Annotated in this window: 24 protein-coding genes and 1 rRNA gene; 12 read left to right on the top strand and 13 right to left on the bottom strand. The window is 46.9% G+C overall.

From position 1 onward, the window contains the following. Positions 1 to 258 precede the first annotated feature (258 nt). From ruvC to C8N47_RS15245, 3 genes are read right to left on the bottom strand one after another with little or no spacing between them, the layout of a single operon-like run. Positions 259 to 813: a crossover junction endodeoxyribonuclease RuvC gene (ruvC, locus tag C8N47_RS15255; RefSeq protein WP_107823435.1), complete on the bottom strand. Its 555-nt coding sequence runs from the start codon at positions 811 to 813 to the stop codon at positions 259 to 261. Then, positions 810 to 1739: a DMT family transporter gene (locus C8N47_RS15250; protein ID WP_107823434.1), complete on the bottom strand. Its 930-nt coding sequence runs from the start codon at positions 1737 to 1739 to the stop codon at positions 810 to 812. Before C8N47_RS15250 ends, ruvC begins: the two co-directional genes overlap by 4 nt. Continuing rightward, positions 1740 to 3614: a tetratricopeptide repeat protein gene (locus C8N47_RS15245; protein WP_107823433.1), complete on the bottom strand. Its 1875-nt coding sequence runs from the start codon at positions 3612 to 3614 to the stop codon at positions 1740 to 1742. A gap of 192 nt (positions 3615 to 3806) precedes the next feature. Between C8N47_RS15245 and lipA the strand changes: the two genes are divergently transcribed. The 3 genes from lipA (at position 3807) to C8N47_RS15230 (ending at position 6425) form a co-directional block, all read left to right on the top strand. Then, positions 3807 to 4670 carry a lipoyl synthase gene (lipA, locus tag C8N47_RS15240; protein ID WP_107823432.1) on the top strand — a complete coding sequence of 288 codons (864 nt, stop codon included), beginning with the start codon at positions 3807 to 3809 and terminating at the stop codon, positions 4668 to 4670. 163 nt (positions 4671 to 4833) lie between these two features. After that, on the top strand, positions 4834 to 5502 hold the full coding sequence (gene lipB, locus C8N47_RS15235) for a lipoyl(octanoyl) transferase LipB (protein ID WP_107823474.1): 669 nt from the start codon (positions 4834 to 4836) through the stop codon (positions 5500 to 5502). A gap of 20 nt (positions 5503 to 5522) precedes the next feature. Continuing rightward, entirely contained in the window at positions 5523 to 6425 is a 903-nt protein-coding gene (locus C8N47_RS15230; RefSeq protein WP_107823431.1) for a D-hexose-6-phosphate mutarotase, read from the top strand. A gap of 482 nt (positions 6426 to 6907) precedes the next feature. On the opposite strand, the gene C8N47_RS15225 is transcribed toward C8N47_RS15230, so the two are convergent. From C8N47_RS15225 to lysS, 4 genes are all read right to left on the bottom strand, one after another. Then, positions 6908 to 7513 (bottom strand): acyl carrier protein phosphodiesterase, encoded by a 606-nt coding sequence (locus tag C8N47_RS15225; protein ID WP_107823430.1) that lies wholly within the window; start codon positions 7511 to 7513, stop codon positions 6908 to 6910. Between the two features lie 12 nt (positions 7514 to 7525). Beyond that, positions 7526 to 8443 carry a DMT family transporter gene (locus C8N47_RS15220; protein WP_107823429.1) on the bottom strand — a complete coding sequence of 306 codons (918 nt, stop codon included), beginning with the start codon at positions 8441 to 8443 and terminating at the stop codon, positions 7526 to 7528. A 139-nt stretch (positions 8444 to 8582) separates the two neighbouring features. Next, complete coding sequence (locus C8N47_RS15215) at positions 8583 to 9578, bottom strand: NAD(P)H-dependent glycerol-3-phosphate dehydrogenase (RefSeq protein ID WP_107823428.1); 996 nt, start codon at positions 9576 to 9578, stop codon at positions 8583 to 8585. 13 nt (positions 9579 to 9591) lie between these two features. Next, complete coding sequence (lysS, locus tag C8N47_RS15210) at positions 9592 to 11313, bottom strand: lysine--tRNA ligase (protein ID WP_107823427.1); 1722 nt, start codon at positions 11311 to 11313, stop codon at positions 9592 to 9594. 307 nt (positions 11314 to 11620) lie between these two features. On the opposite strand from lysS, the gene recJ reads away from it, so the two are divergent. Together recJ and C8N47_RS15200 are read left to right on the top strand one after the other, a co-directional pair. Beyond that, a complete protein-coding gene (gene recJ / locus C8N47_RS15205) occupies positions 11621 to 13342 on the top strand; it encodes a single-stranded-DNA-specific exonuclease RecJ (RefSeq protein WP_107823426.1) in 1722 nt (573 codons plus the stop codon). A gap of 31 nt (positions 13343 to 13373) precedes the next feature. Continuing rightward, positions 13374 to 14591, top strand: a complete 1218-nt coding sequence (locus tag C8N47_RS15200) for a uracil-xanthine permease family protein (RefSeq protein WP_107823425.1) — start codon at positions 13374 to 13376, stop codon at positions 14589 to 14591. 134 nt (positions 14592 to 14725) lie between these two features. Here C8N47_RS15200 and C8N47_RS15195 read toward each other — a convergent pair whose 3' ends face one another. From C8N47_RS15195 to purE, 5 genes are all read right to left on the bottom strand, one after another. Then, on the bottom strand, positions 14726 to 15223 hold the full coding sequence (locus tag C8N47_RS15195) for a DUF4251 domain-containing protein (protein WP_107823424.1): 498 nt from the start codon (positions 15221 to 15223) through the stop codon (positions 14726 to 14728). Positions 15224 to 15562: 339 nt separating this feature from the next. After that, the gene (locus C8N47_RS15190; RefSeq protein ID WP_107823423.1) at positions 15563 to 16717 is read right to left on the bottom strand and encodes a 1-acyl-sn-glycerol-3-phosphate acyltransferase; all 1155 of its coding nucleotides are present in this window, start codon (positions 16715 to 16717) and stop codon (positions 15563 to 15565) included. Positions 16718 to 16761: 44 nt separating this feature from the next. Further along, on the bottom strand, positions 16762 to 18759 hold the full coding sequence (locus C8N47_RS15185; protein ID WP_107823422.1) for a ComEA family DNA-binding protein: 1998 nt from the start codon (positions 18757 to 18759) through the stop codon (positions 16762 to 16764). Then, positions 18756 to 19580 carry a PorV/PorQ family protein gene (locus tag C8N47_RS15180; RefSeq protein WP_107823421.1) on the bottom strand — a complete coding sequence of 275 codons (825 nt, stop codon included), beginning with the start codon at positions 19578 to 19580 and terminating at the stop codon, positions 18756 to 18758. Before C8N47_RS15180 ends, C8N47_RS15185 begins: the two co-directional genes overlap by 4 nt. A gap of 84 nt (positions 19581 to 19664) precedes the next feature. After that, complete coding sequence (gene purE, locus C8N47_RS15175) at positions 19665 to 20171, bottom strand: 5-(carboxyamino)imidazole ribonucleotide mutase (protein WP_107823420.1); 507 nt, start codon at positions 20169 to 20171, stop codon at positions 19665 to 19667. Positions 20172 to 20450: 279 nt separating this feature from the next. Between purE and hpt the strand changes: the two genes are divergently transcribed. The 7 genes from hpt (at position 20451) to C8N47_RS19130 (ending at position 26665) form a co-directional block, all read left to right on the top strand. Next, positions 20451 to 20990: a hypoxanthine phosphoribosyltransferase gene (gene hpt / locus C8N47_RS15170; RefSeq protein WP_107823473.1), complete on the top strand. Its 540-nt coding sequence runs from the start codon at positions 20451 to 20453 to the stop codon at positions 20988 to 20990. Positions 20991 to 21011: 21 nt separating this feature from the next. Beyond that, positions 21012 to 21584: an adenylate kinase gene (locus C8N47_RS15165; RefSeq protein WP_107823419.1), complete on the top strand. Its 573-nt coding sequence runs from the start codon at positions 21012 to 21014 to the stop codon at positions 21582 to 21584. A gap of 87 nt (positions 21585 to 21671) precedes the next feature. Continuing rightward, entirely contained in the window at positions 21672 to 22667 is a 996-nt protein-coding gene (gene obgE, locus C8N47_RS15160; protein WP_107823418.1) for a GTPase ObgE, read from the top strand. Between the two features lie 5 nt (positions 22668 to 22672). Next, a complete protein-coding gene (locus tag C8N47_RS15155) occupies positions 22673 to 23362 on the top strand; it encodes a phosphatase PAP2 family protein (protein ID WP_107823417.1) in 690 nt (229 codons plus the stop codon). Beyond that, positions 23359 to 25194, top strand: coding sequence for a MutS-related protein (locus C8N47_RS15150; RefSeq protein WP_107823416.1), 1836 nt, complete (start codon positions 23359 to 23361; stop codon positions 25192 to 25194). The genes C8N47_RS15155 and C8N47_RS15150 overlap by 4 nt, the downstream gene beginning before the upstream one ends. A 22-nt stretch (positions 25195 to 25216) precedes the next feature. After that, complete coding sequence (locus C8N47_RS15145) at positions 25217 to 26272, top strand: mannose-1-phosphate guanylyltransferase (RefSeq protein WP_107823415.1); 1056 nt, start codon at positions 25217 to 25219, stop codon at positions 26270 to 26272. A gap of 12 nt (positions 26273 to 26284) precedes the next feature. After that, positions 26285 to 26665: a VanZ family protein gene (locus C8N47_RS19130; RefSeq protein ID WP_107823414.1), complete on the top strand. Its 381-nt coding sequence runs from the start codon at positions 26285 to 26287 to the stop codon at positions 26663 to 26665. Positions 26666 to 26837: 172 nt separating this feature from the next. Here the strand turns inward: C8N47_RS19130 and rrf are convergent. Further along, a 5S ribosomal RNA gene (gene rrf, locus C8N47_RS19125) occupies positions 26838 to 26911 on the bottom strand; the annotation flags it as partial.

Here is a 26911-nt window from a genome sequence, read left to right as displayed (position 1 = left end):
CAAGTAACCGGCAATGTCATTAAGAAGTCGTGAGTAGTGAGTAAAGAGTTGTGAGTAGTGAGTAGTGAGTAGTGAGACTAGAGATGCCATTGGTTATCGATCCTTCAATCCTTCAATCCTTCAACCTGTCCATCGGTGCACAGTCCAAAACTCAAGCAACCAGTAACTAGTAACCAGCAACCAGTAACTAGTAACCAGCAACCAGTAACCAGTAACCAGCAACCAGCAACCAGCAACCAGCAACCAGCAACCAGCCGATCACTTCACCCGGCCGGGGTTCTTTTTGACAAAATCGCCCCAACTTTTGTAGCCTGCTTTAGCCACCGGATTTTTCATTTGCAGGTAGTGGCACACCGCAACGGCCAGCGCATCGGTAGCATCCAGCTCGGGAGGCAGTTCCTCAACCTTCAGGGTATTTTTCAGGAAATAAGCGACCTGCTCTTTGGCCGCGCGCCCCATACCGGTAATGGCTTGTTTCACCTTCAGCGGAGCATACTCAAAAACCGGAATATCGCGGCTCAGCGCCAGGCCCATGATAATGCCCTGTGCACGCCCCAGCTTCAACATAGCCTGAATATCTTTGCCGTAAAAAGGCGACTCGACAGCCAGCTCATCGGGCATATATTCTTCAATCAATGCCTGAGTCCGGTTAAAAATATGCTTCAGTCGCAAGTAGTGATTATTGTAACCGGCCGTTTTTACCACCCCCACATGCAACACCCGCGGCTTATTGTCTTTTACTTCAATTAAACCGTAGCCCATAACCACTGTTCCCGGGTCGATCCCTAAAATACGTTTTCCTTCTAAACTCATGAATGACTGTTTCGTTGCCTGAATAGTTGCCCGATACGCGACAAAGGCAAGCGGATTTGTTGAATGAGAATGCCTAAAAGTATAAAACTTAAGCCTACAAAGGTAGTGGCATAAATGGTTTCGTGCAAAATGAAGTGGATAAAGAGCAGTGAAATAAATGGAAAGAGAAATACAAAATTGCCGGTAACGGCGTTGTTTTCGCTTTTATGCAGGGCGTAAATCCAAATCACGTAAGTGACGCCCAACTCGAACAACCCCACATACAAGGCCGCCCAAAACGCTTGCCCCGTGAAGCGAAAATGAAAGGCTGCAGGCTCGAAAACAGCATATCCCAGCAAGAAGACCAGTCCGAAAATGAAATTCCAGGCCAGCACCACCATCCGGTCGCGTTTATCGCGGGCACTAAAAATCCAGTAGAACGACCAGATCAGGCTACTCGCCAAAGCCAGCAGGGCACCTGCCAGGTTGGTGCGGACAAAACCGTGCCATCCTCCCTGCGAGGCAATGAATACCACCCCGGCAAAACTAAACCCAATGGCAACAAAATTTTTCCAGCTCAGTTTTTGCCCCAGCAAGGGCACCGACAGCAGAGCCAACGTTACCGGCCAAACCATATTTAAGGCCTGGGTGACCTGCGCCGGGTTTAAGGCATAGGCTTTAAATAAAATGAGGTAGTACAAAAACGGATTCAAAAAGCCTTGAATGGCCGAAGCTCCAAGCTGACCTGCAGAAACCGAACAGAACTCCTTGCTCTTCCCCGACAACAAAACAAGGCTGATAAAAAACACCAGCGAAACAACCGAAGCGACGAAGATCAGCTGAAAGGGAGTAAATTCCTTCAATGACAATTTAAAGGCAGTTGCTACGGTCGACCACAACAACACGGCCAACAGCGCCAGAAGGATTGCCGTTTTCTGGTTTTTCATTTAGTTGCTTGTTTCATCGCCGGTCGTTTCAGCGGCCGAAGGCTGATCGAAATCGCCCCTCAACTCCCGGAAATATTTTCGGGCCTGTTCAACATGCACACTTCCCGAGTGGTCTTCGAGCAACTTCAGGTAGTAAGCTTTTGCTTTCTCCGGATCATTCAGCTTTGTGCGATATACATTACCCAACTCCAGCAGCGCATCGTCGGCCAGCAGGTCCCAGGGGTATTCGGCAACCAGTTTTTCCAGCCACAAGGCCGCATCTCTCCAGTTCCCCTGCTGTTCGCGAATGGAAGCTTTCCGGTACAAGATATCATCCTGCAAGCTGTGAAAGGGGTAAGCTTGCTGAAGGCTGTCGAGCATGGCCCAGGCAGCATCAGGTTGATGGCGGAACAGCAACAGGTCGGCCTTTGCAAACAGTTGCAGCGGGATGCTGGTCGTATCCAGATTCATGTTATTGCCGATAAACAACGACAGCTCCATGGCATCGTTGGCAATCAGTTTCGAGGTACTGGCTTTCAGCACATCCAACTGCGCTTTGGCCCACGACATTTCGCCCATGTAGTAGCCCAGTCGGGCCTTTTTCAGCTTAACCTCATCGCCCAGCTCATTCATTTTATTGTCTTCAATAAGCTGAGAATACAAAAATATGGCTTCCCAAACATCGCCTGTAAAGACATACACATCGGCGAGCGCGGTCTTCAGCTCATCCTTTGCGAAAGCTTCCAGCTGTTCCATATTCATGGCCCGCAGCAGCAGGTCGATGGACCGATCGGGCTGCTGAAGCCCGAAAGTGAGCAACTGCGAATAATTCAGAATCAGTCGCGATGCTCCGGCCTCGAAGCCCAGATCAGCGAGTGCAGCCTCAAACTGGCCAGCCAGCTCGGGAGCCGACAAAGCTTCCGGCATTCCATCCGTGTACTGCTGGTACAGCAAATTCATCCGTTCCTGTTTTGCCGCATACCAATACGAACTGGTTTTGCCCTTTGCCAACAGGTAATCGTAAGCTTTCAGCGCGTCGTTGTAGCCTTGGTTTTGTCCGGCAATGCGCGCCAGCTGCATAATCATCGGCTCCTCCTCCAGCCCGCGCTTGTCGAGTGCAATTTGCTGACGTAATGCCGAAGCATATTTTTTTTCGCTGAGGAATAACCATATCAGCAGCCTGTTGTAGGCCGTCACCTCCGGCTCACGCTGCATCCGTTCCAACACCGTTGCCTGAAGCTGCTTGCGCAGGGAATGATCGACATCGAGCCGGAAAGCACTTTGCACGGCACTCTCCATCCTTGGCAAGCTTTTCTCATCGGTGCGAATCAGATCCAGATACACGGCAAACATGCGGCTATAGTTCCGCTGATAAAGGTACACGCGTCCCAGTTCGTAGTTGAAATTTTCGTCGGGCATTACCTGCGGAGCTTTTAGGTACAGCTGTTCGGCACAGGCATATTCGCCTTTACTCAGAAAAATATTGGCCAGACGTGTATAATCGTTTCGCGAAGGCTTAACCGACTGAATGGCCTGCTGTAGTTTTTGATCCGCCTCCTCGGGCAAGCCCTGTTTTTTGAGCAGCACCGCCCATTGTACATACAACGTGGCCGGATTATCATTTTTCCGCAGGGCTCTCTTAATTTCCTTTTCGGCCACCTCCAGCTGATCGCTTTCAATTAAACAAGTCAAATAAAACTCGAAGTAATGCGGGCTTTTCGTGGTTTCGTAGAGTTGTTCGTACAATTCGGCTGCCTTGTCATATATCCGGGAGTTATAGTATTTATTGGCCAGTTGCGCTTTACTGACGTCCGGATTTTGCTGCGCCGACAGCTGCCAGCCACCAACAAAACAAGCCAACAGCGTACTAAAAACTAGGATTGTGAACTGCTTCATAACTACAAATCTAACATTCTTCGGATACGATTGGGCCCGATAGAACCGCTTCCTGCTAAAATACGCTTTTTAAGCCGGATTGTATGGTCAGAGCTCCGGCTTCTTTTCGAACCACAAAGTGGATAAGCTGTCGGATGTCAGCCCGGGCAATGGCGGGAAATAACTACATTTACACCAAAATAACCAATCGCAATGACCGAATCGACACAAGCACGGCCCCGCCTGCCGCGGTGGATGAAGATGAATATGCCCAAGGGCGAAAGTTACTCGAAAGTAAAAAACCTGGTCGGCAAACACGGCTTACACACCATCTGTTCGAGTGGTAACTGCCCGAACATCGGTGAATGTTGGAACCGCGGAACAGCAACCTTTATGATCCTGGGCGAAATCTGCACCCGCAACTGCAAATTTTGCGGGGTAAAAAGCGGCAAACCACTGCCTGTCGATCCGCACGAGGGGGAACGGGTGGCCGAGTCCATCCGGCTGATGCAGCTAAAACATGCTGTTGTGACTTCTGTCGACCGCGACGATTTGCCCGACCTGGGTGCGTCGGCCTGGGTACGCACCATCAACCAAATAAAAACCCGCAACCCGCACACCAAACTGGAGGTACTGATTCCCGATTTTCAAGGCCGCAAGGAACTGGTACAACAGATTATCGATGCCCAACCGGAAGTAATTTCGCACAACCTGGAAACGGTAGAACGCCTGAGCCCGCAAATTCGCTCGGTAGCCCAATACCGCCAAAGTCTGGAGGTGCTGCGAACAATTGCCCAAAGCGGCTGCGTGGCCAAATCGGGCATTATGCTCGGACTTGGCGAAACCGAAGAGGAAGTGCTGCAAACCATGGACGACTTGCTGGCTACAGGCTGCAAGGTGATGACTATTGGCCAATACCTGGCGCCCACACCGCAACACTTGCCCGTGGTTGACTACATTCAACCCGAACAATTTGAAAAATACCGAACAATTGGCCTCGAAAAGGGTTTTTCTTTCGTCGAAAGCAGTCCGCTGGTGCGTTCGAGCTATCGCGCTGAGCTGCACGCCGGGGCTTGATCAGTGGTCAGTGGTCAGTCGCAGTGGTCAGTACGACAAATGACAACCAATGACTTCACGTACAGCGCTTGAAACTTGGAACTTGAAACTTGGAACTTGAAATTTGGATTTTGGATTTTGGATTTTGGATTTTGAAACGTGGAACTTGAAACTCAATCAAGATATGGCAAATTTTACATACGAAGATATCGGTCTGAAAGACTATAAAGAATGCTGGGACTATCAGGAAAGCATTCTGAAAGAAATTCAGGAAGCAAAGAAGGCAACCGGCAAAGCAACCGCACTGAACCGCTTTCTGCTGGTAGAGCACCCACATGTGTACACCTTGGGCAAAAGCGGCGACGAACACAACCTGTTGGTCCATGGCGAATTTCTGAAAAAGATTGAAGCCACCTACTACAAAATAAACCGAGGTGGCGATATCACTTACCACGGCCCCGGACAGTTAGTGGGCTATCCGATTATCGACCTCGAGTATTACCACATCGGTGTTCGCGAGTATATCGAGAAAATGGAAGATGCCATTATTGCCACCCTGGCTCACTACGGCATTACCGGTGGACGTAAAAAAGATGCCACCGGCGTATGGCTCGACAGCGACATTCCGGCTAAGGCCCGGAAAATATGTGCCATCGGGGTGCGCGTGAGCCGCTATGTGACCATGCACGGCTTTGCGCTGAATGTGAATACCGACATGCGCTACTTCAACTACATCAACCCCTGTGGTTTCATTTCGTACGGCGTAACATCGCTGGAGCAGGAACTGGGCCATCGCGTTGATCTGACCGAAGTGAAAGAAATTGTGCAACAAAAATTCAACGCCATCTACTAACCCGAAATACAAAAAAAATCATGATTGACACAGAACATCTAAACGATACCTTCGGCATTGAAGGCGAGCTGGGATTTATGGAAATGGAGGGCGACCTGGTTTTCGTAAATATTGCCAACAAATATGCCGATGCTGATATCTGCCTGTACGGTGCGCACGTCAGCAGTTTTCGCCCTGTACGAACCATGGACATCCTGTGGATGAGCCCCGCCTCGGAATACCGCGAGGGAACCCCGATCCGTGGGGGCATACCGGTGTGCTTCCCCTGGTTTGGCCCGCACAAAACCAACAGTAGCCTCCCTCAACACGGATTCGGGCGGCTGATGTACTGGGACGTATTGGCAACCGAAAGCCTGCCCAACGGCGAAACAAAGCTTGAATTAATTTTGAAGTCGTCGGAAAAAACCAAAGCCTACTGGCCGCACGATTTTGAGGCCGTGATGCGCTTTGTAGTTGGTGCCAAGCTACAAGTCAGCCTCGAAGTTAAAAACACCGGTACCGAAGCCTTCACCTACGGGTGCGCACTGCACAGCTATTTTGCCATTTCGGATATTGCGCATATCCAGATTGAAGGGCTCCAGGGGCTGGACTACTTCGACCAGCTTACCGGCAACACCACGAAGCAGCAAGAAGAATTGCTGCAAATTAACGAAGCACTAACCCGCCATTACCAAAACACGGAAACGCCGGTAGTTTTGGCTGATGAAGGCTTCCGCCGGCGCATCCGGATTGAGAAAGCGGGCAGCAAAGTTACCACCGTTTGGAACCCCGGCGAAGACAGCTCGAAGCTGATTGGCGATATGCCGGACGACGGCTTTGCGACTTTTGTGTGTATTGAAGCAACCAACTCGTTTGACTTCCAGATAAAACTGGCCGCCGGCGAAAGCTACGAGACCAAACTACTGATCGGCTTGGAGGATTAAGCCGCCACGCTGCAAAAAATTGACGGAAGATCCGGCCCCCTGGGTTCGGATCTTTTCGGTTTAAGAAGATTGCCCCGTCCCGTATGGAATGGAATTTTGCGCGCTGACAGCATCCATCTACCCCAATACCATTTCTCCGGGGGTCAGTTCGCCTCTTATCCGAAAAAAACGCTTTCCCCGGCATCCTGTGTTGTTTTCGGCCAAACAGGGTGTTAAAAACCGTTCCTGCTTCCTTTTTTGCGTTCCTGTGCAATCATCTGGCGTCCTGTGTCGTTTTTCCCCGTCCTGTGCGAAAAAAATTCGCCCTGTTGACATTTTGCTACTCCTATGACACATGGCTGACAAAATGCGCACAGGAAGCCTCCTTGATCCACAGGACTGTGTCGTTTCCTAAAATAGCTTGACAGATTTAGACTTTATGGGCTGCAATGCCCCCAACTCGCCTACCCTCTATTCTTTTTGAAGACTTAAAACACCAACGGTCACAGTGTTGGCTTCTGACTCATCTGAACCCCATGTTGTTGTTCAACATAGCAGATGATCTCGACAAAAAAGCGGTCAAACAGTTCATGCAAAAGCTCAAAATTTGTTTCCAGCACATCCATGGCCTGATTGGTTTTATCGGGCAAACTGGTGCGATGCGCCATGATATGCAGCGATTGCTGAATGCCTTCGACCCGCGCATAGGATTCCAAACGCTTGTGTTGAATCAGAAAAGGAAGGAAGCCCTTCACCCGAATTGGCAACTGAAAAAAGTTGGACAGCAAGACCGCATGCACATGTTTGGCAAACTCGCGCAGGCTATAAACCGAGTAATCGCGCCAATAGCGGGCCAGAAAGTGATCGAGTATCACATCGGTGACAATGCCCGCATAGCGCCCGTAATGGGGGCGAAAAAAATCAGCGGCCTCTTTCACCAGCGGGTGCGAATCGGTATAAGCATCAATAGCCCGATGCAACAAAATACCTTTTTGCACCTCGGCCGAAAACGTCAGATATTTCCGTCCTTTCACATAGTCGCCGATAAAGTTGCCCAACAACAGTTCGTCCGAATCGCCCGATAAATACAGATGTGCCAGAAAGTTCATCGCTGTGTTCTTCTAATTTTTGGAGGCTTGCCGGGCCCGGTTAAAATAAGGCAACTTCGCCGCCGAAATCAGCAGCACACCAATCAGGGTCAGCAATCCCCCGAGCAACTGATGCAGCGCCGGAAAGCTACCAAAGTACAAGACGCTGCCGATGAGCACAAACACCACCTTTGTACTTTGCACAATCGACGATTTGGAAACTTCGATATAATGAAACGAATAATAAATAAGCAACAAGGCCACAAAAGGCCCCAGGAACGCACCAATTGCAATATTGCTTAATGCGGAAAGCGGAATGGCAAGCGAAGGCCGGAAAAACAACACCAGCAAGACCGAGAAGCCCAGCAGCCACACCGACCGGTTGGTATTAATAATTTCGGGCGTCATATTGCGTACATTCAGCTTAACCACCACCGAGGCAATTGCTGCAAAAATAGCGTTCAGCAGAACCACACCGGCACCCGGTATAAAGAGCTCGCTCAGCCTGGCACCGCCCTGGTAGCTCACCACAAATGCCCCAACCAGGGCCAGGCCCGCACCAACCGTTTCCATCAGCGAGAATTTTTCCTTTAGAAAAAACACGCCCATCCCGGTGAGAATGACCGGATACAGGTTGCCCATAAAACCGGTAACTGCCGGATCGGGAATAATTTGTATGGCCAGGAAAAAAAAGCTGGTGGTAATAATTTCCAGCACACCAAGCAATAGCAACACGCGCTTTTGCGCCCCGGTGAGCACCCGCAGAAAACGATTATGCCTGCGGTAGAACAACCACCCCACATTTAACGCAGCAGCCAGGGCAAACCAGTAGAAAGCAAACTGAAAAAGATGCACCTCATTTAAAGCAGCCTTACTGAATATGTAAATATTCGAAAAAGCGATGGTCGCTATAATCGCGAAAGCATATCCTTTTATTCGATCCGGCATCATGCGCTGCAGCTTGTGGGTTAGTTCCTCAAAAGTACAAAAATATGAAAGGCCTCAATCCGCTGCGGATTGAAGCCTTCACTATTTTGAATAAAGAAATATCGTAAACTTATAAGAAAACAAATTGATGAACCGACAAAAGTTATCGCAATCTTTCGGTCAGTCGCCGAATTTCGGCTGCGGGATTTTCGCCTCCGTACAAAATATTGTACACCGCTTCGCAAATCGGCAAATTAACCTTGTATTCCAAGTTAATTTCATGGATGGATTTGGTCGCATAATACCCCTCGGCAACCATGTGCATTTCCAGCTGGGCTGTGCGGGTGGTATAGCCTTTTCCAATCATGGTCCCAAACGTCCGATTTCGTGAAAACTGCGAGTACGCCGTCACCAATAAATCGCCCAAATAGGCTGAGCTTTTAATATCGCGGGTTATCGGATGCACTTTATCAACAAATCGTTTGATTTCCTGAATGGCATTGGCGATTAACACGGCCTGAAAATTATCGCCGTAGCGCAATCCATGGACAATTCCCGACGCGATAGCAATAATATTTTTCAGCACCGAGGCATATTCGGTCCCCCAAATATCGTCGGACACGTGGGTGCGGATGTAGGGGCACTCCAGCCTAATGGCAAAATCGCGTGCACGGCGAATGTCGGGGCAAGCAATGGTCAGATAAGAAAGGCGCTCCAGAGCCACTTCTTCGGCATGGCAGGGACCGGCAATTACACCGAGGCGCTCCAGGGGCAGCTTAAACTTTTGGTTCAGGTACTGCCCAACAATCTGATTATCCTCGGGGATGATTCCCTTAATTGCCGAAACAATATATTTCGTGCTGATATCAACCGTCACTTCTGACATGGTTGAGTTCAGGAAAGCCGAAGGAATTGTGAGCACCAGAACATCCGACTGTTCAAAGGCCTGGTTAATGTCATCGAAAAATTCAATCCGATCGATATCAAACTCAACCCCACGCAAATAGTTGGGGTTGTGCTTATAGCGTTGGAACAGTTCGATGCTTTCCGGGTTGCGGAAATACCAACCAATCCGATCAACATTATTCAGAAGTATTTTTGCTAAAGCCGTAGCCCAGCTACCACTTCCAATTATTGTTATTTTAGGTTCTGTAAGCATAATAAGCCAACGGTTAGGCGATCCAGCCAGTCACGTCTTCCATGGTAGGATTTTGCAATCCCAGTTTATTTTTTTTGTTGAAACCGCACAGGTCGTTAAACAATTTGCCGGCTTTCACTTCTTTTAAGGCGTCAACTTTTTTGAAGCCCATTTTCCGAAGAACGTCAATCCACTCGCCCGGAACACCGGCAGCTTCAAATTTTTCGTCTCCGTCGGCTTCATTCTTTTTCTCCGGTTTCATCTGCGGGAAGAACAGCACATCCTGAATCGACTGATTATTGGTCATAAACATGGTTAATCGGTCGATGCCGATCCCCATGCCCGATGTAGGAGGCATACCATATTCCAGTGAGCGCACAAAGTCCATATCGATAAACATGGCCTCATCGTCTCCTTTTTCGGATAACTTCAGCTGATCCTGGAAACGCTCCAGCTGATCAATCGGGTCGTTCAGCTCCGAATAGGCATTGGCTAACTCTTTACCGTTCACCATCAGCTCGAAACGTTCGGTCAGTTCGGGGTTGTCGCGATGCTTTTTACAAAGCGGCGACATTTCAACCGGATAGTCGATAATGAAAGTGGGCTGGATATAATTACCTTCGCACTTCTCGCCAAAGATTTCATCAATCAGCTTTCCTTTGCCCATCGACTCATCCACGTCAATATCCAGCTGTTTGCAAACCGCTCTCAACTGCACTTCATCCATTCCGGAGATGTCGATGCCGGTGTGCTCTTTAATAGAGTCGAGCATGGTTACGCGTTTAAACGGCCGCTTAAAGTCGATCTCCTTATCGCCCAGTTTCACTTTGGTCGTTCCGTGCAAGGCTAAAGCTACGCGTTCGATCATTTCCTCGGTGAAATTCATCATCCACTTGTAGTCTTTATAAGCCACGTAGATTTCCATCACGGTAAACTCGGGGTTATGCGTACGGTCCATTCCTTCGTTCCGGAAATCCTTTGCAAACTCATAAACCCCGTCAAAGCCGCCAACGATCAATCGTTTCAGATACAACTCATTGGCAATACGCAAGTAAAGCGGGATATTCAGCGCGTTGTGATGCGTAACAAACGGACGAGCAGCAGCACCTCCCGGGATGGATTGCAAGATGGGTGTTTCCACCTCCAGGTAACCGTACTCATTAAACATCTGACGCATCGTATTCACGATTTTGGTACGTTTTAGAAAGGTATCTTTCACCTGCGGATTCACCACCAGATCAACATAACGCTGACGATAGCGCATTTCCGGATCGGTGAAAGCATCGTACACTTTTCCGTCTTTTTCTTTTACAATTGGCAAGGGACGCAAGGATTTACTCAAAACAATCAATTCTTTTACATGAACCGATTTTTCGCCCACCTGCGTGGTAAAGGCAAAGCCTTTAATTCCAATAAAGTCGCCAATATCGAGCAGCTTTTTAAACACATCGTTATACAGTGTTTTATCCTCGCCCGCACAAATTTCGTCGCGGTTAATGTAGAGCTGTATACGGCCGGTATCGTCCTGCAACTCAGCAAATGAAGCTTTCCCCATTATGCGTCGGCTCATGATTCGGCCAGCCAGAGTTACCTCCTGAAAGTTTTGCTTTTCCGGTTCAAATTCAGCCTTAATTTCTGCTGCTTTCGCATTAACCTGGAATTCTGCTGCCGGATAGGGCTCAATTCCCAACTCTCTTAACTTGGCTAAAGAATTTCGCCGGATAACTTCCTGCTCGCTTAATTCTGCTGTACTCATTGGAATGATCAATTAAAAATTCTGCTTAAAAAAACGGTGCAAAGATAAGATAAGAATTAAAAAATCCCTACTTCATCCCAATTTGAAAGTAAAACATACAAAATCAAGCTTTTGACTTTTCTGCGCTGATATGGATAATTTTATTTACAGGCTAAAGATTTGAACCGATGAAAATTAGATTCACTTTTCCCAATATCATCAAAATAAAGACCTGCCTGTATTAAAAATAGAGTTTCCAATTCAAGCTTCATTTCTTATCTTTGGACAGTTTTAAATATTGCATCTCCGAGGAACAGCTCCAATACCAATGGAAAAAATCTGGAAAGTTAAAGAACCAGGCGACATAAATGTAATCAAGCATTTATCTGCAGCCCTGAATGTCAACATGGTTATTGCCAACCTGTTGGCTCAACGGGGGATTACATCTTTTAATGAAGCCAAATCGTTCTTTCGCCCAAAGCTTTCCGACTTACATGATCCGTTTCTGATGAAGGACATGGATAAAGCTGTTGAACGGATGGCCAGAGCCATTGACAACCAGGAAAAAGTACTGATTTACGGCGACTATGATGTTGACGGAACAACGTCGGTAGCGCTGATGTACCAATTTCTGCGAACACGCATCAAGGAGCTCGATTTCTACATCCCGGATCGTTACTCGGAAGGTTATGGCATTTCGCCACGAAGCATTGAATATGCTGCCAAAGAAAAATTCACACTCGTCATTGTCCTCGACTGCGGTATTAAAGCCATTGAGAAGATTCGCCAGGCCAAAGAGCTGGGAATTGACTTTATCATCTGCGACCACCACAATCCCGACGATCAGATTCCGGATGCTGTTGCGGTACTGGATCCCAAACGTCCGGACTGCCAATATCCTTACAAGGAACTTTCGGGCTGCGGTGTAGGTTTCAAGCTTCTGCAGGCTTATACCCTCAAATACGACATTCCGGTTGTTGAGCTTTACGACTTGCTGGATATGGTTGTGGTGAGTATTGCTTCGGATATTGTTCCGGTGACCGGTGAAAACCGGGTTCTGGCCTACTATGGACTGAAGAAGCTGAATAGCAACCCGAGCTTGGGCTTAAAGACCATCATTCAGATTTCGAACCTGGTCGGTCAACGTATTTCCATCAGCGATATTGTTTTCAAAATCGGACCACGGCTAAACGCATCGGGACGTATTGAGCATGGCAAAAAGTCGGTTGAGATCCTGGTCATGTCCGACGAAGATCAGTCGATTGCCTTGGGTGAAGAGATTAACTCGTACAACGAAATACGCAAAACGCTGGACCGCGACATCACCCAGGAAGCCCTGGACATGATCACCCACGATCCCTTTCACGAGGAACGCCATTCAACCGTACTTTACAATCGCGACTGGCATAAAGGAGTGGTGGGTATTGTTGCCTCCCGATTAACCGAGCATTATTACCGACCAACGATCATCCTGACCGAATCGAATGGCTTGGCAACCGGATCGGCGCGATCGGTGCGTGATTTTGATTTATATGAAGCCATCGGTCAATGTTCCGACCTGCTCGAATCGTACGGAGGTCACATGTACGCTGCCGGACTGACGATGAAAATCGACAACATCCCGGCCTTTACCCGTCGCTTCGAAGAAATTGTGACCAGCTCCATTACGGAATCGCAAAAGACTGAAATTTACGAAGCGGACACCAAGTTGCAGCTTTCGGATATTACCCCCAAGTTTTACCGAATTTTAAAGCAGTTTGAGCCTTTCGGACCGCATAACATGACCCCGCTTTTTCTGACTGAAAATGTGCTGGACAGCGGTACCAGCCGTTGCGTGGGCCGCAATCAGGAACACCTGAAACTGGATCTGGTGGAACCAACCGGCAACTCATCGGTATTTTCGGCCATCGCCTTCAGCCAAGCCAGCCACTACGAAGCAATCAGCCAGGGACTGCCCTTCGACATTCTTTACCACATTTCGGAAAACGAATTTAGAGGAAAAACAAATTTACAGCTCTATATAAAAGACATCGCTGCAAAGATTTATTAACCTTGTTTTACTAACGTCTAAATAGAACCCTATGGATTCAATTAGAAACAACCAGAACCAACTTAGTCCGAAGAATGTGGTTTTGGGCGTACAATTTCTGTTTGTTGCCTTTGGCGCAACCGTACTTGTTCCGCTGCTGGTCGGCATCGATCCGGCAGTAGCCTTGTTTACAGCAGGCATCGGGACCCTGCTCTTTCACCTGATCACCAAAGGTATGGTTCCGGTATTCCTGGGTAGTAGCTTTGCATTTATTGCACCAATTATCGAGTCAACCCGATTATATGGCCTACCCGGAACCTTCTCCGGGATAATCGCTGTGGGGGTCGTATACACAATTGTTTCGGCTCTGGTAAAACTCCGGGGACTAACATTTGTTGAACGACTTTTTCCCGCCACCGTTGTTGGTCCGGTCATCATGATTATCGGTTTGTCGCTGGCCAGCTCGGCGGTCGACATGGCCAAAACAAACTGGGTGATTGCCAGTTGCAGCTTAATAGCAGCAATCGTTGTGGTTATTTTTGCCAAGGGCATGATCAAGTTGATTCCGATTTTTGTGGGCATCGTTGTCGGCTATATTGTTGGGCTGGTGATGGGAGTTATCGACTTCACACCAATTAAAGAAGCCAGCTGGCTTGGTCTTCCTGCTTTCACGGCGCCTCAATTTAGCTGGGGAGCCATTACTTATATGATTCCGGTAGCTATTGCCCCAATCATCGAACACGTTGGCGACATGTACGCCATTGGTGGTGTTGCCGAGAAGAACTTTATTGAAAAACCGGGTTTGCACCGCACTTTGCTGGGCGACGGGATTGCCTCCAGTTTGGCCGGCTGCTTTGGTGGGGTACCCAATACCACTTATTCGGAAGTTACCGGCGCCATTAGCCTGACCAAAATCACCAATCCGTTTATTTTACGGATCTCGGCCATTACCGCGATTGTTTTCTCCCTAATCGGGAAAGTAAGCGGATTCCTGAAAACAATCCCTCAATCCGTGTTGGGTGGCATCATGCTTTTATTGTTCGGCCTGATCGCTTCTATTGGTATAAAAACATTAATCGACTCAAAAACCGACATGAGTAAAACCCGCAATCAAGTGATCGTATCCATTGTACTGACGGTGGGCATTGGCGGTGCTGTTGTGTCGTGGGGTAAATTTTCGCTGGCAGGTATTGGACTGGCTGCGGTAGTAGGCATCCTGCTAAACCTGATTCTGCCGGGTGAATCCAAGCAGGTTCACGTTGAAGGTTAATTGGAGCAGATTCAATAAAATCGAGAGAGCGGAAACCAGGACCTGATTTCCGCTCTTTTTAGAAATAAAAGCCTGAATTTCGTCCAACAAATGCAGGCATTCGTCCCTTCTTCCGATACAATCTTCGGCTCAGCCTATTCCTTTGAGGGCAAAGCTTCAATATGCCCATAGTAGCTAATTACCTGCCGATGCGTTGGTGTAATCTGCAAATCGGCATAGCCACCGGAGCCCACGGTCAAGAAAACCTTGTAATTCTCGCGCGCTGTGGAAACGTCAAAACTAACAACATACAGTTGCTTCCGCTTTTTCGTCAACTCCTGCTTTTCCGCAACAACTTCCTTAAACTTAATACCGCCGTCGGTTCCCTCGTAAGGTGCCTGATAAGCACGCCCGTAGTAGGGCAAATAAGCCTCCACGGTATCTCCATGAAAGCTCATTGTGTAGATTGATGTCAGAATAATTTGCGATCCTGCTACCGGAGTCGCGGAACGTGCAATGAATATAAAATCTCCTGATTTTACCAACTCCGCGATCTCTGCTGCTTTTGCTTCCTTTTTGTTCTGTTGCTGTTGTGCTGCCCCGGGTAAAACAGCAAAAAACAACAATGCCAGAATGATTCCTAATGCTTTCATCGTATTTGGTATTTACAGACGACTAATTCGCACAAAATGAATGCCATCCGAGCAGTTTCGGACATGATCTTCAACACAACAACAAAAGAAATTCGGATTTATAAAACAGCAGTCATCGAGCTATTGAAAATGCCAGCCCATAAAAGACCTACATGATTCCCGGGAATCACCAACAGGAATGAAAGTTCACTATTTTTCTACGAGGCTGTTGTCGTTGTTCTCAAAAGTTGTCGGGTTGTCGGTCTACATCGTATCAAAACCAGTTATTGATATTGCGCCTTAGCACCTCTGCGGAGTAAGACTTTCATAAAAAAGCCGGAGATAAACTCCGGCTTTCTGCTACGACAGTATTTTTGATTTTGCTACTTTCTCTTTATTCAGCAGCGGATTGGCATACATTTGCATGAAGAGCCTTTTCTGGCATTCCGGATCCCCCTGTCCAATGGTCGCAACCATATCGTCGAGCAATTCAGAAAATTTCGCTCTACACGACTCCTCAATTTCGCCATTCTGCTTAGTCTTTCCGTCCAACATATCGGCAGCCAAATAATTGTAAGGCCACAACTTATAATTGCGATAGATGCAGGCATCAATTTGGTCAGCCAGCTTCTGGATCGACTCCTGAGGATTTTCACTCTTGGCAATCTCATCCAGTTGCGCATCAATCGGTTTTCCAAAAGCAAAATGCACACGCCCTTTGGGACGAGTTAGTCCGAATGCCATACTTTTAAGGTCGTCGGCCTGCGTTTTCACATAGCCTTCGTGTTCCTTCTTGTAAATTTCTTCAACTTTCGAAATTCCGCAAGGTTCGCGCTCGTACGATATTGAAAGGGGTACAATCTGCAACTCGCGAAATCCGGATGCAAAGTCGGCCTTATTACTCAGGTTCAGCATTTTCAACAAAGCCTGCTGTGTTTGGTCACAACCGTCCTTTGTACGCCCTTCGCGCTGGGCAATCCACACCGAAACATTATCTTCTGTAATTGTTTTGCGAATATAAGCCGACAATGTTTTTGAAGCGGTTAATAACTCGCGGGCCGGCAAATTACGTTTCACCACAAAAGCGCCGTTCAATTTTACGATATGTTGTATCCAATCGTAAATCAGCAAGTTATTTCCAATCGCAATTTCGGTGGTGTTCATTCCGGCGGCCACAACAATATAATTGAGTATGGCCGAATCCAAAATAATATCCCGGTGGTTGGAAATAAAAAGATAAGCTTTTGATTTATCCAGGTTTTCGAGCCCACTGTAGCTCACGCCGCTGGTTGTTCGTTTAATGATCCAATCTTCGATAAGCGGATACATAAACTGCAACTGCAACTCTCTCTTGTTCTTCACTTTTGCCAGCATTGCGCTGATCTCATTCACCTTTTGTTCGTCATTAAAAATGAAAAACAAGACCTGACGAAACAAATCATCCTTCAATAAAACATTGAGGTAATGATTAACTTCTTGATCTTCGTAAGGACGAATATCGTCGAAACACATCATATCCTTATTCGTTGATTTAGGGCGGCAAATATACAAAATGGTATTCAAATCTTAAACCGCAGCTGAAGCTTAAGCTCGCTACGCGTTGATCCATCGATCGCTGTATTGCCACTCCCCAATGTATCTACACCGAAAAACCACGTACGAGCACATTTGAGCCACAATTCCACTTTTTCACAAATTTTAACCTTTCCATTAACGTAAGCCCGAAGACCTTCCCCGTAAAATGCAGGAATCGAGAACTGATAGAGCAGGTCGTTCTCATAAGCATAGATCCGGGCATCGTAATCGTCGGTATCGAAATAGGCCAGCCGAATCCACATCTTCGACCGGTTATTCACGTGATGATAAGCCAGATCCTGACTGACGAGAAATCCGTCGGAATTATGATCGTGCTCATAAAACGAGTGTTCCAATCGGGTTCGGATCGAAAACTGCGAGTTTAACTCACCATCAAGTTGAGCCCTCAGCCCCTGCCGCACCTGATCCTGATTATACCGAAGCTTCTCCGAACTAATTTTCAAGGGCTTTCGTTCGTAGAAATAGCGCACATACAATCTCCAGCTCCGGTTCAGATTATAATCAGCCCGACACATCAGCTCCTGCCCTTTACCGGGCGCTGCTGTGGTATACTTGATCCATTTATATTCAAAAAAATCGGCGTAAGCATTAATTGTCAAGCCGGCAGCCGGCAGAGCACGAATACCAAAAAAAAGCCCCTGCTCGTCGTTCACGCGACTATTCTCGGTAAAGGCTGCTCCAATAGGCGTGTTGTATTGCTTCGCGATATTGCGGTATAAAGCCGAAAAAGCCAGTTGTCCTACCGGTTGAAACATCACCCCGTTTACGGTAGCAAGGGCACCATCGGCATGGGCAGTTTCCCCAAACAGATACAGTCTGTTCAGCGCATACCGATAGTTGATCCCAAAATTCGAAATTTGCTCACCGGCGAACAGATACCTATTATATAGGGCGTCAGCACGCTGCAGGGGAAATTCGTAGCGGGTGTGCATTCCCGTCAGGCCGAGCTGTAAATTACCGGTTTGAAAACCAAGATGAGCTCCACCAACCAGCGCATGCACCGAATTTTTATCCTCAATTTCGGATTCGGTGCGATGTAAACCACTGGTTTGCATCGAAGTAAACAACAACTCACCATTAACACTATCGGTATTGGCATCGAAGGCTTTGTACGACACAAAAGGTTGCAGCCGGAAGCTTCCGAACCGGATATCAGCCCCCGCACCACGCATAAAGTTATTCTCATCAGTCGACGAGTAGGGCTTTATCCCCTGGTTGAACCGGGCAATCCGGTCAACATCGGCCGACTTGCCCATGGCAAATCCCTGCCACGCCACGAGCCCCTGCCCAAACTGAACAACATAATCGCCCAGCACGACCGACGAGCTTCCTCGTTGAAACTGCAAGCGCGCAAAGCCACTGTAAAAGTCGAACCCTGCTGAGTTTGATTTGGCAAAGAAACTTTCGCCGGCATCCTTTTCTGCCGTCACACCAAACTGAATATCCTTCCCGGTAAACCGATAACGGGAATACAACTTCTCCTGCGATCCTTCGAACTTGCCGGTTTTAAAGGCAGCCTGCTGCTCGAGCAAGCGCGTTGCCCGCAACAAAAGCTCCTGCCGCACGCGAAAGTACTTGGCAACGGGTGGCTCGGTTTCGAAATTTAAAAACATTCCGGTAAGCTCGGCCAAAACCTCGTCGAAACCATCAACCGACGCCAGCTCGTATTGCGAAAGCACCGGCCCGTGCTGATCGCGGTACGTCAGTAAAGCCTTAAGCTGAATAGGATTCAGAAAAAACAGAGGCTCAAAATCGGCTTCCACGGCACGGTTTATCGGAATCGGTGAATCAGCAAGCTGCACCAAGTCGTTGATGAGCTGTTCCACATCCGAATTCTCGTCATCTTCCAGCACTTGCTCCAACAGGTTTTGCAAACGATCCTGTAAGGCTTGCTCTGCGTGTTGACCACGAACAGCGCCAACAAATACCAGGAATGTGGTCAGGAGAATAAGTTTCTTCATGGTCGCTGAAAATAAAAGGTGAACGAAGGAGAAAATCCAAGATATTGATGGTGCGAGAAGGAAAGATCAGCATTTATGCGTCCGAACAGAAAACCCAGTCCAAAGCTCCATTCCGGCTGCCCTGTTTGCAGGCCGGCACGCAGAACCAGCTGTTTTAGCAAGTTGTAGCCAAGCCCCCAATGGCTGCAAAGGCCATACTCCTCGTGGTAGCTGAGCTGTGCGGCAAACAGCAATTTATTCTGCCATAGTTGATGGCCTCCCAAACGCACACAACAGGGATAGTCGGCCTGATAGTCGCCTGAGCTACCCGAAAATGAGTAAAGATTGAAGACACTCGCTCCAAGCCCGCCGTTGTTGAGTTGATACTGTACACCGGCGGAGAACGTGAACATGGCTGGTCTGCTATCGCTTTCCGCCATCCGGAACGAAAGGTAATGAAACAAAAGTCCGGCCGATAGTTTTTCGCCCAAGGTTTTGGACAAGCCCAGTTGCACGAGGTTTTCCTGATACGAATCATTGCCGTACTGCCCGTATGAGCCCAGTAAACGGCTTCCCGCAATTGGCAGGATGGCAAAAACGGAGCCCGCGGAAAGGTCCTTCAACAAATAGCGATTCGAATAGGTAGCGCCGGCGGTAAGACTGCTGTGAGCCGCCGCTGCGGGGTTTAGAACATAGCCGTCGGCACGATCAAAACTAACTCCTGAATTGCCGAGCGCTTGCATCGCCGCAGGTACCACGAAAGTGTTTTGAGCAGTAGCGCTCCAACAAACAAGCGAAAATACCAGCAGGCAACTTAGTTTCGGGATCGAATAAATTTTCATATAAAAAGGGTGTTAACCTTTCGGCCCACCCTTTTAGCACGTTATGAATGTACGAAACTTTCGTTTAATAAAAAAAAGCTGGCATTAGTTTGTCTTGAATTTAAACTTCACTTCCGACAAATCCTGGTTTGCTTTTACAATCTTCGACTTTAGATTTTCCTTAAAGTTGACCATTTTTTCGGCCATTTCAGCATCGCCTAACGACAGCATTTGTGCTGCCAGAATTCCGGCATTTTGTGCGCCATTGATCGCAACTGTAGCAACAGGAATTCCCGGAGGCATTTGCGCAATTGCCAATAAAGCATCCATCCCGTCGAGGCTTGCACGAATGGGCACTCCGATAACCGGTAGCGGAGTCATTGCTGCAATTACCCCAGGCAAGTGTGCAGCCATACCGGCACCGGCAATGATCACTTTTATACCACGGTCTTTTGCACCTTTTGCAAATTTTTCGACTTCCGCCGGCGTACGGTGGGCCGACAAGGCATTGATCTCGAAAGGAATCTCAAATTCATCCATAATCTTTGCAGCGGCTTCCATCACTCCCAAATCGGAAGTGCTCCCCATGATAATACTTACTTTTGGTTCCATTAATTTCTATTTTAAAATCAGTGTAATCAACCAGTGAAACAAGTACCTGTACCGGAAGTTCAAGCATTCGCGAATCTTCCGAAGCAGGCGTTGGTCACAAATCTACGACCAATCGTCGAATCCTTCAACTCTAAAATGAAAATAATAGACTTTTCTCATCCTTTCGAGCGATATTTTTTCGTTACTTTGCAACTTTTTAAAATTTAAGCCATCGAGAGATGGATTTGGGTGATATTCAGTTCATATTTTAACCATTTGATGTTGAAAACCGGAGGAGAGATGAAGAAAATTTCGATACTTGATAAAGACTTCGAGCTATTTATTCCGTACGAAAAGATTCGTGCTGTCATTGAAGATATGGCCGAAAAAATGAACCAGACACTGGAAGGGAAAAATCCGCTTTTCCTGTGTATTCTGAATGGTTCGTTTATGTTTGCTGCTGAGGTATTCAAACGTATTTCGTTGCTTGACGCTGAAATTTCGTTTGTAAAGCTGGCCTCTTACGAAGGTACTTCAACAACCGGAACAGTGAAGGAACTGATTGGCTTAAACGAAGATTTAAGCGGACGTACCGTAATTGTACTGGAGGATATTGTAGATACCGGCATTACCATTGATAAAGTTATTGACCAGTTGCAGGCAATGAATCCGGCAGATTTGCAGATTGCAACCTTGCTGCTGAAACCAGATGCCTTGAAAAAGGATGTTAAACTGGATTATGTCGGCCTGGAAATCCCCAATGAGTTTATTGTTGGATACGGGCTCGATTACGATGGCCGTGGCCGCAACCTGATTGATATTTACAAAGTAGTAGAATAATCCCCTAATATCGTTTATAAAATGTTAAACTTAATTTTGTTCGGCCCTCCGGGAGCAGGAAAAGGAACACAGGCCGAATTTTTGATTGAAACCTTCGGCTTGGTACACTTGTCAACCGGAGACCTGTTAAGAAGCGAAATTGCTGCTTCATCGCCACTGGGCACCGAAGCCAAACGCTATATGGATAATGGCGAATTGGTTCCCGACAGCGTTGTGATCGGTATGATTAAAAATAAACTGGAAAATACCAACGATGCCAAAGGGTTTATCTTCGACGGTTTTCCACGTACTGTCGCTCAGGCAGAAGCGCTGGATCAGCTGTTGAATAATAACGGAACACCAATTTCCGGCATGTTGAGCCTCGAGGTTGACAAACCAGAGTTGGTTGCCCGCTTGCTGAACCGCGGTAAAACATCGGGACGCTCTGACGACCAGGACGAATCGGTTATTGAAAATCGCATTAATGTTTACAACGAAAAAACATTACCCTTAAAAAATTACTACAGCGCACAAAACAAACAATTCGAAATCAAAGGAATGGGTACAATCGAAGAGATTGCGGCTCGTTTGTCAGAGGTTGTTAAATCGCTGTAATTATAAAATTTATTGTACAAAGACGGATGTAATCCTGCATTCGTCTTTTTTTGTATATCTTGTGCTTCATCTGTATATTTAGATCAAATGGCTGAAAATAACTTTGTTGATTACGTAAAAATCTTCTGTCGATCGGGCAACGGAGGTCCCGGGTCGGCTCACCTGCGCCGTGAAAAATACATTCCCAAAGGAGGGCCCGATGGTGGCGATGGAGGACGTGGCGGCCACGTAATCATTAAAGGGAATGCGCAAATGTGGACCTTACTGCATTTACGCTATCAGCGGCATATCTTTGCCGGGCATGGCGAGTCGGGCAGCAAACAATGCAGCACCGGAGCCAACGGCCAGGATATTACCATTGAGGTTCCGCTGGGCACCGTTGCCAAAGATGCCGAAACGGGAGAGATTTTGTTCGAAATTACCACCGACGGTGAAGAGCAAATCATTGTTCAGGGAGGACGTGGCGGTCTGGGCAATACCCATTTCAAATCGTCAACCAACCAAACCCCGCGCTATGCCCAACCAGGCGAAGAAGGCGAGGAAGGCTGGAAAATTCTTGAGCTAAAAGTGCTGGCTGACGTTGGCCTTGTTGGCTTTCCCAGCGCCGGAAAATCAACCTTACTTTCTGTCGTATCGGCGGCAAAACCCAAAATTGCGGATTATCCGTTTACAACCCTCACGCCTAACCTGGGCATTGTTTCGTATCGCGATAACCAGTCGTTCATTATGGCCGACATTCCCGGGATTATCGAGGGTGCCCACGAAGGGAAAGGGCTGGGCTTACGTTTCCTACGCCACATCGAGCGTAACTCCATGTTGCTGTTTATGGTGCCGGCCGACAGTAAGGACCACCGAAAAGAATATTTCATCTTGTTGAGTGAACTGGAAAAATACAATCCTGAACTGCTGGATAAAGATCGCTTTTTGGTCATCAGTAAATCCGACTTTCTGGATGATGAACTGAAGGCCGAAGTTAGTCGTGAATTACACGATATTCCGCATGATTTTATTTCATCGGTAACCAATACGGGAATCATAAATTTGAAAGACATTATCTGGAAAATTTTAAATAAACCACATTAATTGCCATGCAAAGCCTTATCGACATCGACAAATCCATCTTTTTCTTTTTTAACGGAATGCATAATCCCTTTTGGGATGTCGTCATGGCTCTTTTTACCCGAACCGAATACTGGATCCTCTTTTATGCGATCCTGATTTTTTACATCATCAAACGCTACCGCCTGAAAGCGGTTCTGATTTTGGTTGTCATTGCTTTGACCATTCTTGTTGCCGACCAGTTCTCTGGCTTAATCAAAGACAGTGTGCAGCGGTTGCGCCCCACACACGATCCGAGCATGCAGGAGCTTGTGCATAATGTTCTGAGTCGGGGCGGCAAGTACAGCTATTTCTCGGCGCATGCCTCCAACACCTTTGCTGTGGCTACATTGCTATCTTTGGTTTTTAAAAATCGGAATTTCAATATCCTCATTTTTTGCTGGGCAACGGTGGTGAGCTATACCCGCCTCTATCTGGGGGTGCATTTCCCCTTCGACATAGTTACCGGTATTGCCTTTGGCCTGCTGCTGGGATGGGCAATGTACAAGCTGATTCTTTTTTCCGACAAAAGGCTGTTTATGCTTGGCCTTCCAATGGTAAGCGATGCCAAACTGCGCCCGAAAGATCTTCGTTTCATCCTGATCTACTTCTTTGTACTCCTTTTATCAACATTCATCGTTGTAAACCGTCTACTGCATTTTAACTGGATTCAGTTATGAATAGCCGGCTGTCAACCTACGAGCACAATTTACAGAAGTATGAATTTCAGCTGAAAAAGCTTAAGCAGCAACAACAACAGTTCTTCGGCTATCGAATTCTACTGTTTGCAGCAATTGTGATCTCCCTTATTTATTTGCCAATCTATCCGGCAACCGCTTCGGGAATTAGCTTTTTCGCCTTGTTTTTATGGATCATCAGAAAAAATATTCTTGCTGAACGGAAGGAACTCCTGCTTAAACGACTAATCACAATCAATGAAAATGAGATAAAAGCAATTAAAGGATCCTTTTCCCACTTTAGCGATGGGCACGAATTCATCGACTCGGCCCACCCGTACTCTTTCGATCTGGATGTTTTTGGGCAAGGCAGCCTTTTTCAGTTTCTAAACCGGACCACAACGCCCCTTGGCAAACAAAAGCTTGCGAACTTTTTAAAACAAACCGAAACAAAAGTTGAAAAACTCCTTCGCAAACAACAAGCTGTTGCCGAGCTAGAGGACGATCCGGACTGGGGTCAGCAATTTGCGACACATGGCTACCTGGACAACGAAAAAGATCTGAAATTACTCGAGCAGTTCTCGGAAAACGATCATCTCAGAAATCCGCGAAAGATTCAGGTTCTTATTTCTGTCATTCCCTTCGTTTCTGTAATTGCCGGGCTGATGTATCTGGCAGGGATCGCCAACTGGTCAATTCTTCTTCTGCTTGCCGCTTTTAACGGTACTGTTCTCTATTTCAGCAAGAAAACCATCGCTAAATATTACTATCATTTTGGAAATCAGGCTGAAATCCTGCAAAAATATCTGCGCTTAATCCAACTCATCGAAGCCAAACAAGTTCGTTCAGCTGATTTGACTGCGTTAAAATCCACGCTAAAACTGAATGATCAACCGGCTTCTGCAATCATTCAGCAACTTCAGGGCTACTTGTCGAAGTTCGATTACCGGAAGAATCTGCTGTTTATCATCGTTGCCAACACGTTTTTTCTGTGGGATCTGATCTATGTTTATAAACTCAACCGCTGGCACCTCCAATATCATCGGAAACTGCAACAATGGATCGATTCCATTGCGACATTTGATGCCCTGTTAAGTTTGTCAGCCTTCAACTTTAACCATCCCGAATTTGCCACTCCAACCTTTACCGATGATGAATTTTGTATGGATGGAAAAAATCTGGCTCATCCCTTAATCAGGGAGAGCGGCCGCATTGGCAACGACTTTTCGATGACCCGGCAAGGTCAGTTAATCATTCTTACCGGGGCCAATATGGCCGGCAAAAGCACCTTTCTGCGAACAATCGGGATTAATCTAATTTTAGCGGTGAATGGTTGCCGCTGTTGTGCCGATTCATTCAACTTAAAGCCAGTTCGCATTTTCACCAATATGCGAACGACGGATAACCTGATGAAAGCCGAATCGTATTTTCATGCCGAGCTTCTTCGACTTCAAGCTATACTTAACCAGCTAAAAAGTGGTGTTGAGACTTTCGTCCTGATCGATGAGATGCTGAAAGGCACCAATTCGGAAGACAAACTGGAAGGGTCGAAAGAGCTGACCCGACAACTGGTCAGGCTGAAGGCGAACGGAATTATATCGACCCACGATTTAAAATTAACCGAACTGCATAACGATTTTCCGAAGAAGGTTCTGCCGCTTTGCTTTGAGGTTAGCATCGAAAATGATCAGCTTGTTTTTGACTACCGTTTACGAAGCGGAGTAACCAAAACGATGAACGCTATTTTTCTGATGCGGAAAAATTGGGAATTACCAACCAATAAACACTTTACTATTTCGTGTTTTGCACATTCAGTGTATATTTGCTCGACATAATACATCCAAACAACATTAAACGATGAATCAAACCAATTATCTGGTCATTATGGCCGGAGGCATCGGGAGCCGCTTTTGGCCGGTAAGCACGGCTCAAACGCCGAAGCAATTTCTCGATATGTTAGGAACCGGACGCACCTTGTTTCAACATACTGTTGACCGTTTCAAAACTATTTGTCCTCCCGAAAACATATTAGTCGTTACATCCGAAAGTTATACCGAAATAGTAAAAGAACAATGCCCGGAATTACTTGATGCGAATATTTTGGCAGAACCCTGTATGCGCAACACGGCGCCCTGCATCGCTTACGCTTCTTATAAAATTAAAAAGCTGAATCCAAAGGCGAACATCGTCGTTAGTCCGGCTGACCATCTAATCGAAGATCTTGATATCTTCCGGAAAGAAGTAGAGAAAGGGCTTGAATTTACCGCGAACAACAAGGCAATTTTAACCTTGGGTATTTCACCAACCCGACCGGAAACGGGTTATGGTTATATCGAGACAACCGACAAAGATGCAGACATCGCAAGAGTTGCGGCATTCAAGGAAAAGCCCAATCTAGCTACGGCTCAGGAATATTTATCGCAAGGAGGCTATTATTGGAATGCCGGCATCTTTTTTTGGTCTGTTTCGACGATTATTGCCGCTTTCGAGAAATATAACCCTACACTTGCAACCACTTTCCAAAAAGGGTTTGATCAGCTGAATACGCCTCAGGAAAATACGTTCATACGAGAAGAGTTCCCAAAATGCGAGTCCATTTCGATTGACTACAGTGTTATGGAAAAAGCAGACAATCTGTTTGTCCAGAAAGCAACCTTTAGTTGGTCCGACTTAGGAACCTGGGGTTCATTGTGGGAAAAATCGACCAAAAGCCAGGCCGGGAATGTCTCGGCGGCTGCGAAAACAAAGTTCTACGAAAGTGCCAACAATCTGGTTCATACAAGTTCGTTGAAACAAGTCATTATTCAAGGTTTGGATGACTACATTGTCGTTGAATCGAAGGGTACGCTTCTGATCTGCAAAAAACAAGAAGAACAACGAATCAAAGAGTTTTTAAAAGATCTGGAAGGGTAAAACAGCTCTGAGATGTACCGAAAACTCTTCACCAAAATAATAGCAACTCCCCGCTATCTAAAACGCTTATCGATTGTATGGGGCATTCTCATTTGGGTATTATGCCTTATGCCATCGAATGAGCTTCCCAAAACAAGCCCTATTCCGCAGCTTGACAAAATAGTGCACTTTACCCTTTACCTGGGCTGGTCAGTTTTAGTTTTACTGACACTGAGTTTATACAAACGTCGATTCAATGCTGCTTTCATATTGTTTTTGCTTCTGTTGTGTAGCTTACTGATTGAATTGCTTCAGTTCGCTCTTCCTATTGGCCGGTCATTCTCCATTCTCGATTTACTCGCAAATTCTGCAGGATTGCTAGCAGGCTGGGCGATCTTCCGATCGCTAAAATAATTCACTCCAGAGCCCATCAAAATGGGCTTTTGATTCTTTTCCTTACCATCTCCGGAACAATTCGAACCGACAACGGCGTTATCGACCAATTTTGAAAGTTAATCCAAAACTTACGCTGCAACTTTCCGGGCATAAAAAAACCCGTTGCTCCCAGGAACAACGGGTTTGGTAAAGATGGCGACGACCTACTCTCCCACCATAAGGCAGTACCATCGGCGCTGGCGGGCTTAACTTCTCTGTTCGGAA

The organism is Mangrovibacterium marinum (genome assembly GCF_003046625.1).
GTDB lineage: Bacteria > Bacteroidota > Bacteroidia > Bacteroidales > Prolixibacteraceae > Mangrovibacterium > Mangrovibacterium marinum.
The sequence above is the reverse complement of the archived record's forward strand: the minus strand, read 5'-3'. Positions and strand labels throughout refer to the sequence as shown.

Bases quoted from the DNA above. Each gene is read 5' to 3' on its own strand.
- C8N47_RS15220 (WP_107823429.1), bottom strand. From the start codon at position 8,443: ATGATGCCGGATCGAATAAAAGGATATGCTTTCGCGATTATAGCGACC.
- C8N47_RS15190 (WP_107823423.1), bottom strand. From the start codon at position 16,717: ATGATGTGTTTCGACGATATTCGTCCTTACGAAGATCAAGAAGTTAAT.
- C8N47_RS15185 (WP_107823422.1), bottom strand. From the start codon at position 18,759: ATGAAGAAACTTATTCTCCTGACCACATTCCTGGTATTTGTTGGCGCT.
- C8N47_RS15200 (WP_107823425.1), top strand. From the start codon at position 13,374: ATGGATTCAATTAGAAACAACCAGAACCAACTTAGTCCGAAGAATGTG.
- C8N47_RS15250 (WP_107823434.1), bottom strand. From the start codon at position 1,739: ATGAAAAACCAGAAAACGGCAATCCTTCTGGCGCTGTTGGCCGTGTTG.
- hpt (WP_107823473.1), top strand. From the start codon at position 20,451: ATGAAGAAAATTTCGATACTTGATAAAGACTTCGAGCTATTTATTCCG.
- C8N47_RS15180 (WP_107823421.1), bottom strand. From the start codon at position 19,580: ATGAAAATTTATTCGATCCCGAAACTAAGTTGCCTGCTGGTATTTTCG.
- obgE (WP_107823418.1), top strand. From the start codon at position 21,672: ATGGCTGAAAATAACTTTGTTGATTACGTAAAAATCTTCTGTCGATCG.
- C8N47_RS15245 (WP_107823433.1), bottom strand. From the start codon at position 3,614: ATGAAGCAGTTCACAATCCTAGTTTTTAGTACGCTGTTGGCTTGTTTT.
- C8N47_RS15195 (WP_107823424.1), bottom strand. From the start codon at position 15,223: ATGAAAGCATTAGGAATCATTCTGGCATTGTTGTTTTTTGCTGTTTTA.
- C8N47_RS15150 (WP_107823416.1), top strand. From the start codon at position 23,359: ATGAATAGCCGGCTGTCAACCTACGAGCACAATTTACAGAAGTATGAA.
- lysS (WP_107823427.1), bottom strand. From the start codon at position 11,313: ATGAGTACAGCAGAATTAAGCGAGCAGGAAGTTATCCGGCGAAATTCT.
- lipB (WP_107823474.1), top strand. From the start codon at position 4,834: ATGGCAAATTTTACATACGAAGATATCGGTCTGAAAGACTATAAAGAA.
- ruvC (WP_107823435.1), bottom strand. From the start codon at position 813: ATGAGTTTAGAAGGAAAACGTATTTTAGGGATCGACCCGGGAACAGTG.
- C8N47_RS15230 (WP_107823431.1), top strand. From the start codon at position 5,523: ATGATTGACACAGAACATCTAAACGATACCTTCGGCATTGAAGGCGAG.
- C8N47_RS15155 (WP_107823417.1), top strand. From the start codon at position 22,673: ATGCAAAGCCTTATCGACATCGACAAATCCATCTTTTTCTTTTTTAAC.
- C8N47_RS15225 (WP_107823430.1), bottom strand. From the start codon at position 7,513: ATGAACTTTCTGGCACATCTGTATTTATCGGGCGATTCGGACGAACTG.
- recJ (WP_107823426.1), top strand. From the start codon at position 11,621: ATGGAAAAAATCTGGAAAGTTAAAGAACCAGGCGACATAAATGTAATC.
- purE (WP_107823420.1), bottom strand. From the start codon at position 20,171: ATGGAACCAAAAGTAAGTATTATCATGGGGAGCACTTCCGATTTGGGA.
- C8N47_RS15215 (WP_107823428.1), bottom strand. From the start codon at position 9,578: ATGCTTACAGAACCTAAAATAACAATAATTGGAAGTGGTAGCTGGGCT.
- lipA (WP_107823432.1), top strand. From the start codon at position 3,807: ATGACCGAATCGACACAAGCACGGCCCCGCCTGCCGCGGTGGATGAAG.
- C8N47_RS15165 (WP_107823419.1), top strand. From the start codon at position 21,012: ATGTTAAACTTAATTTTGTTCGGCCCTCCGGGAGCAGGAAAAGGAACA.
- C8N47_RS15145 (WP_107823415.1), top strand. From the start codon at position 25,217: ATGAATCAAACCAATTATCTGGTCATTATGGCCGGAGGCATCGGGAGC.
- C8N47_RS19130 (WP_107823414.1), top strand. From the start codon at position 26,285: ATGTACCGAAAACTCTTCACCAAAATAATAGCAACTCCCCGCTATCTA.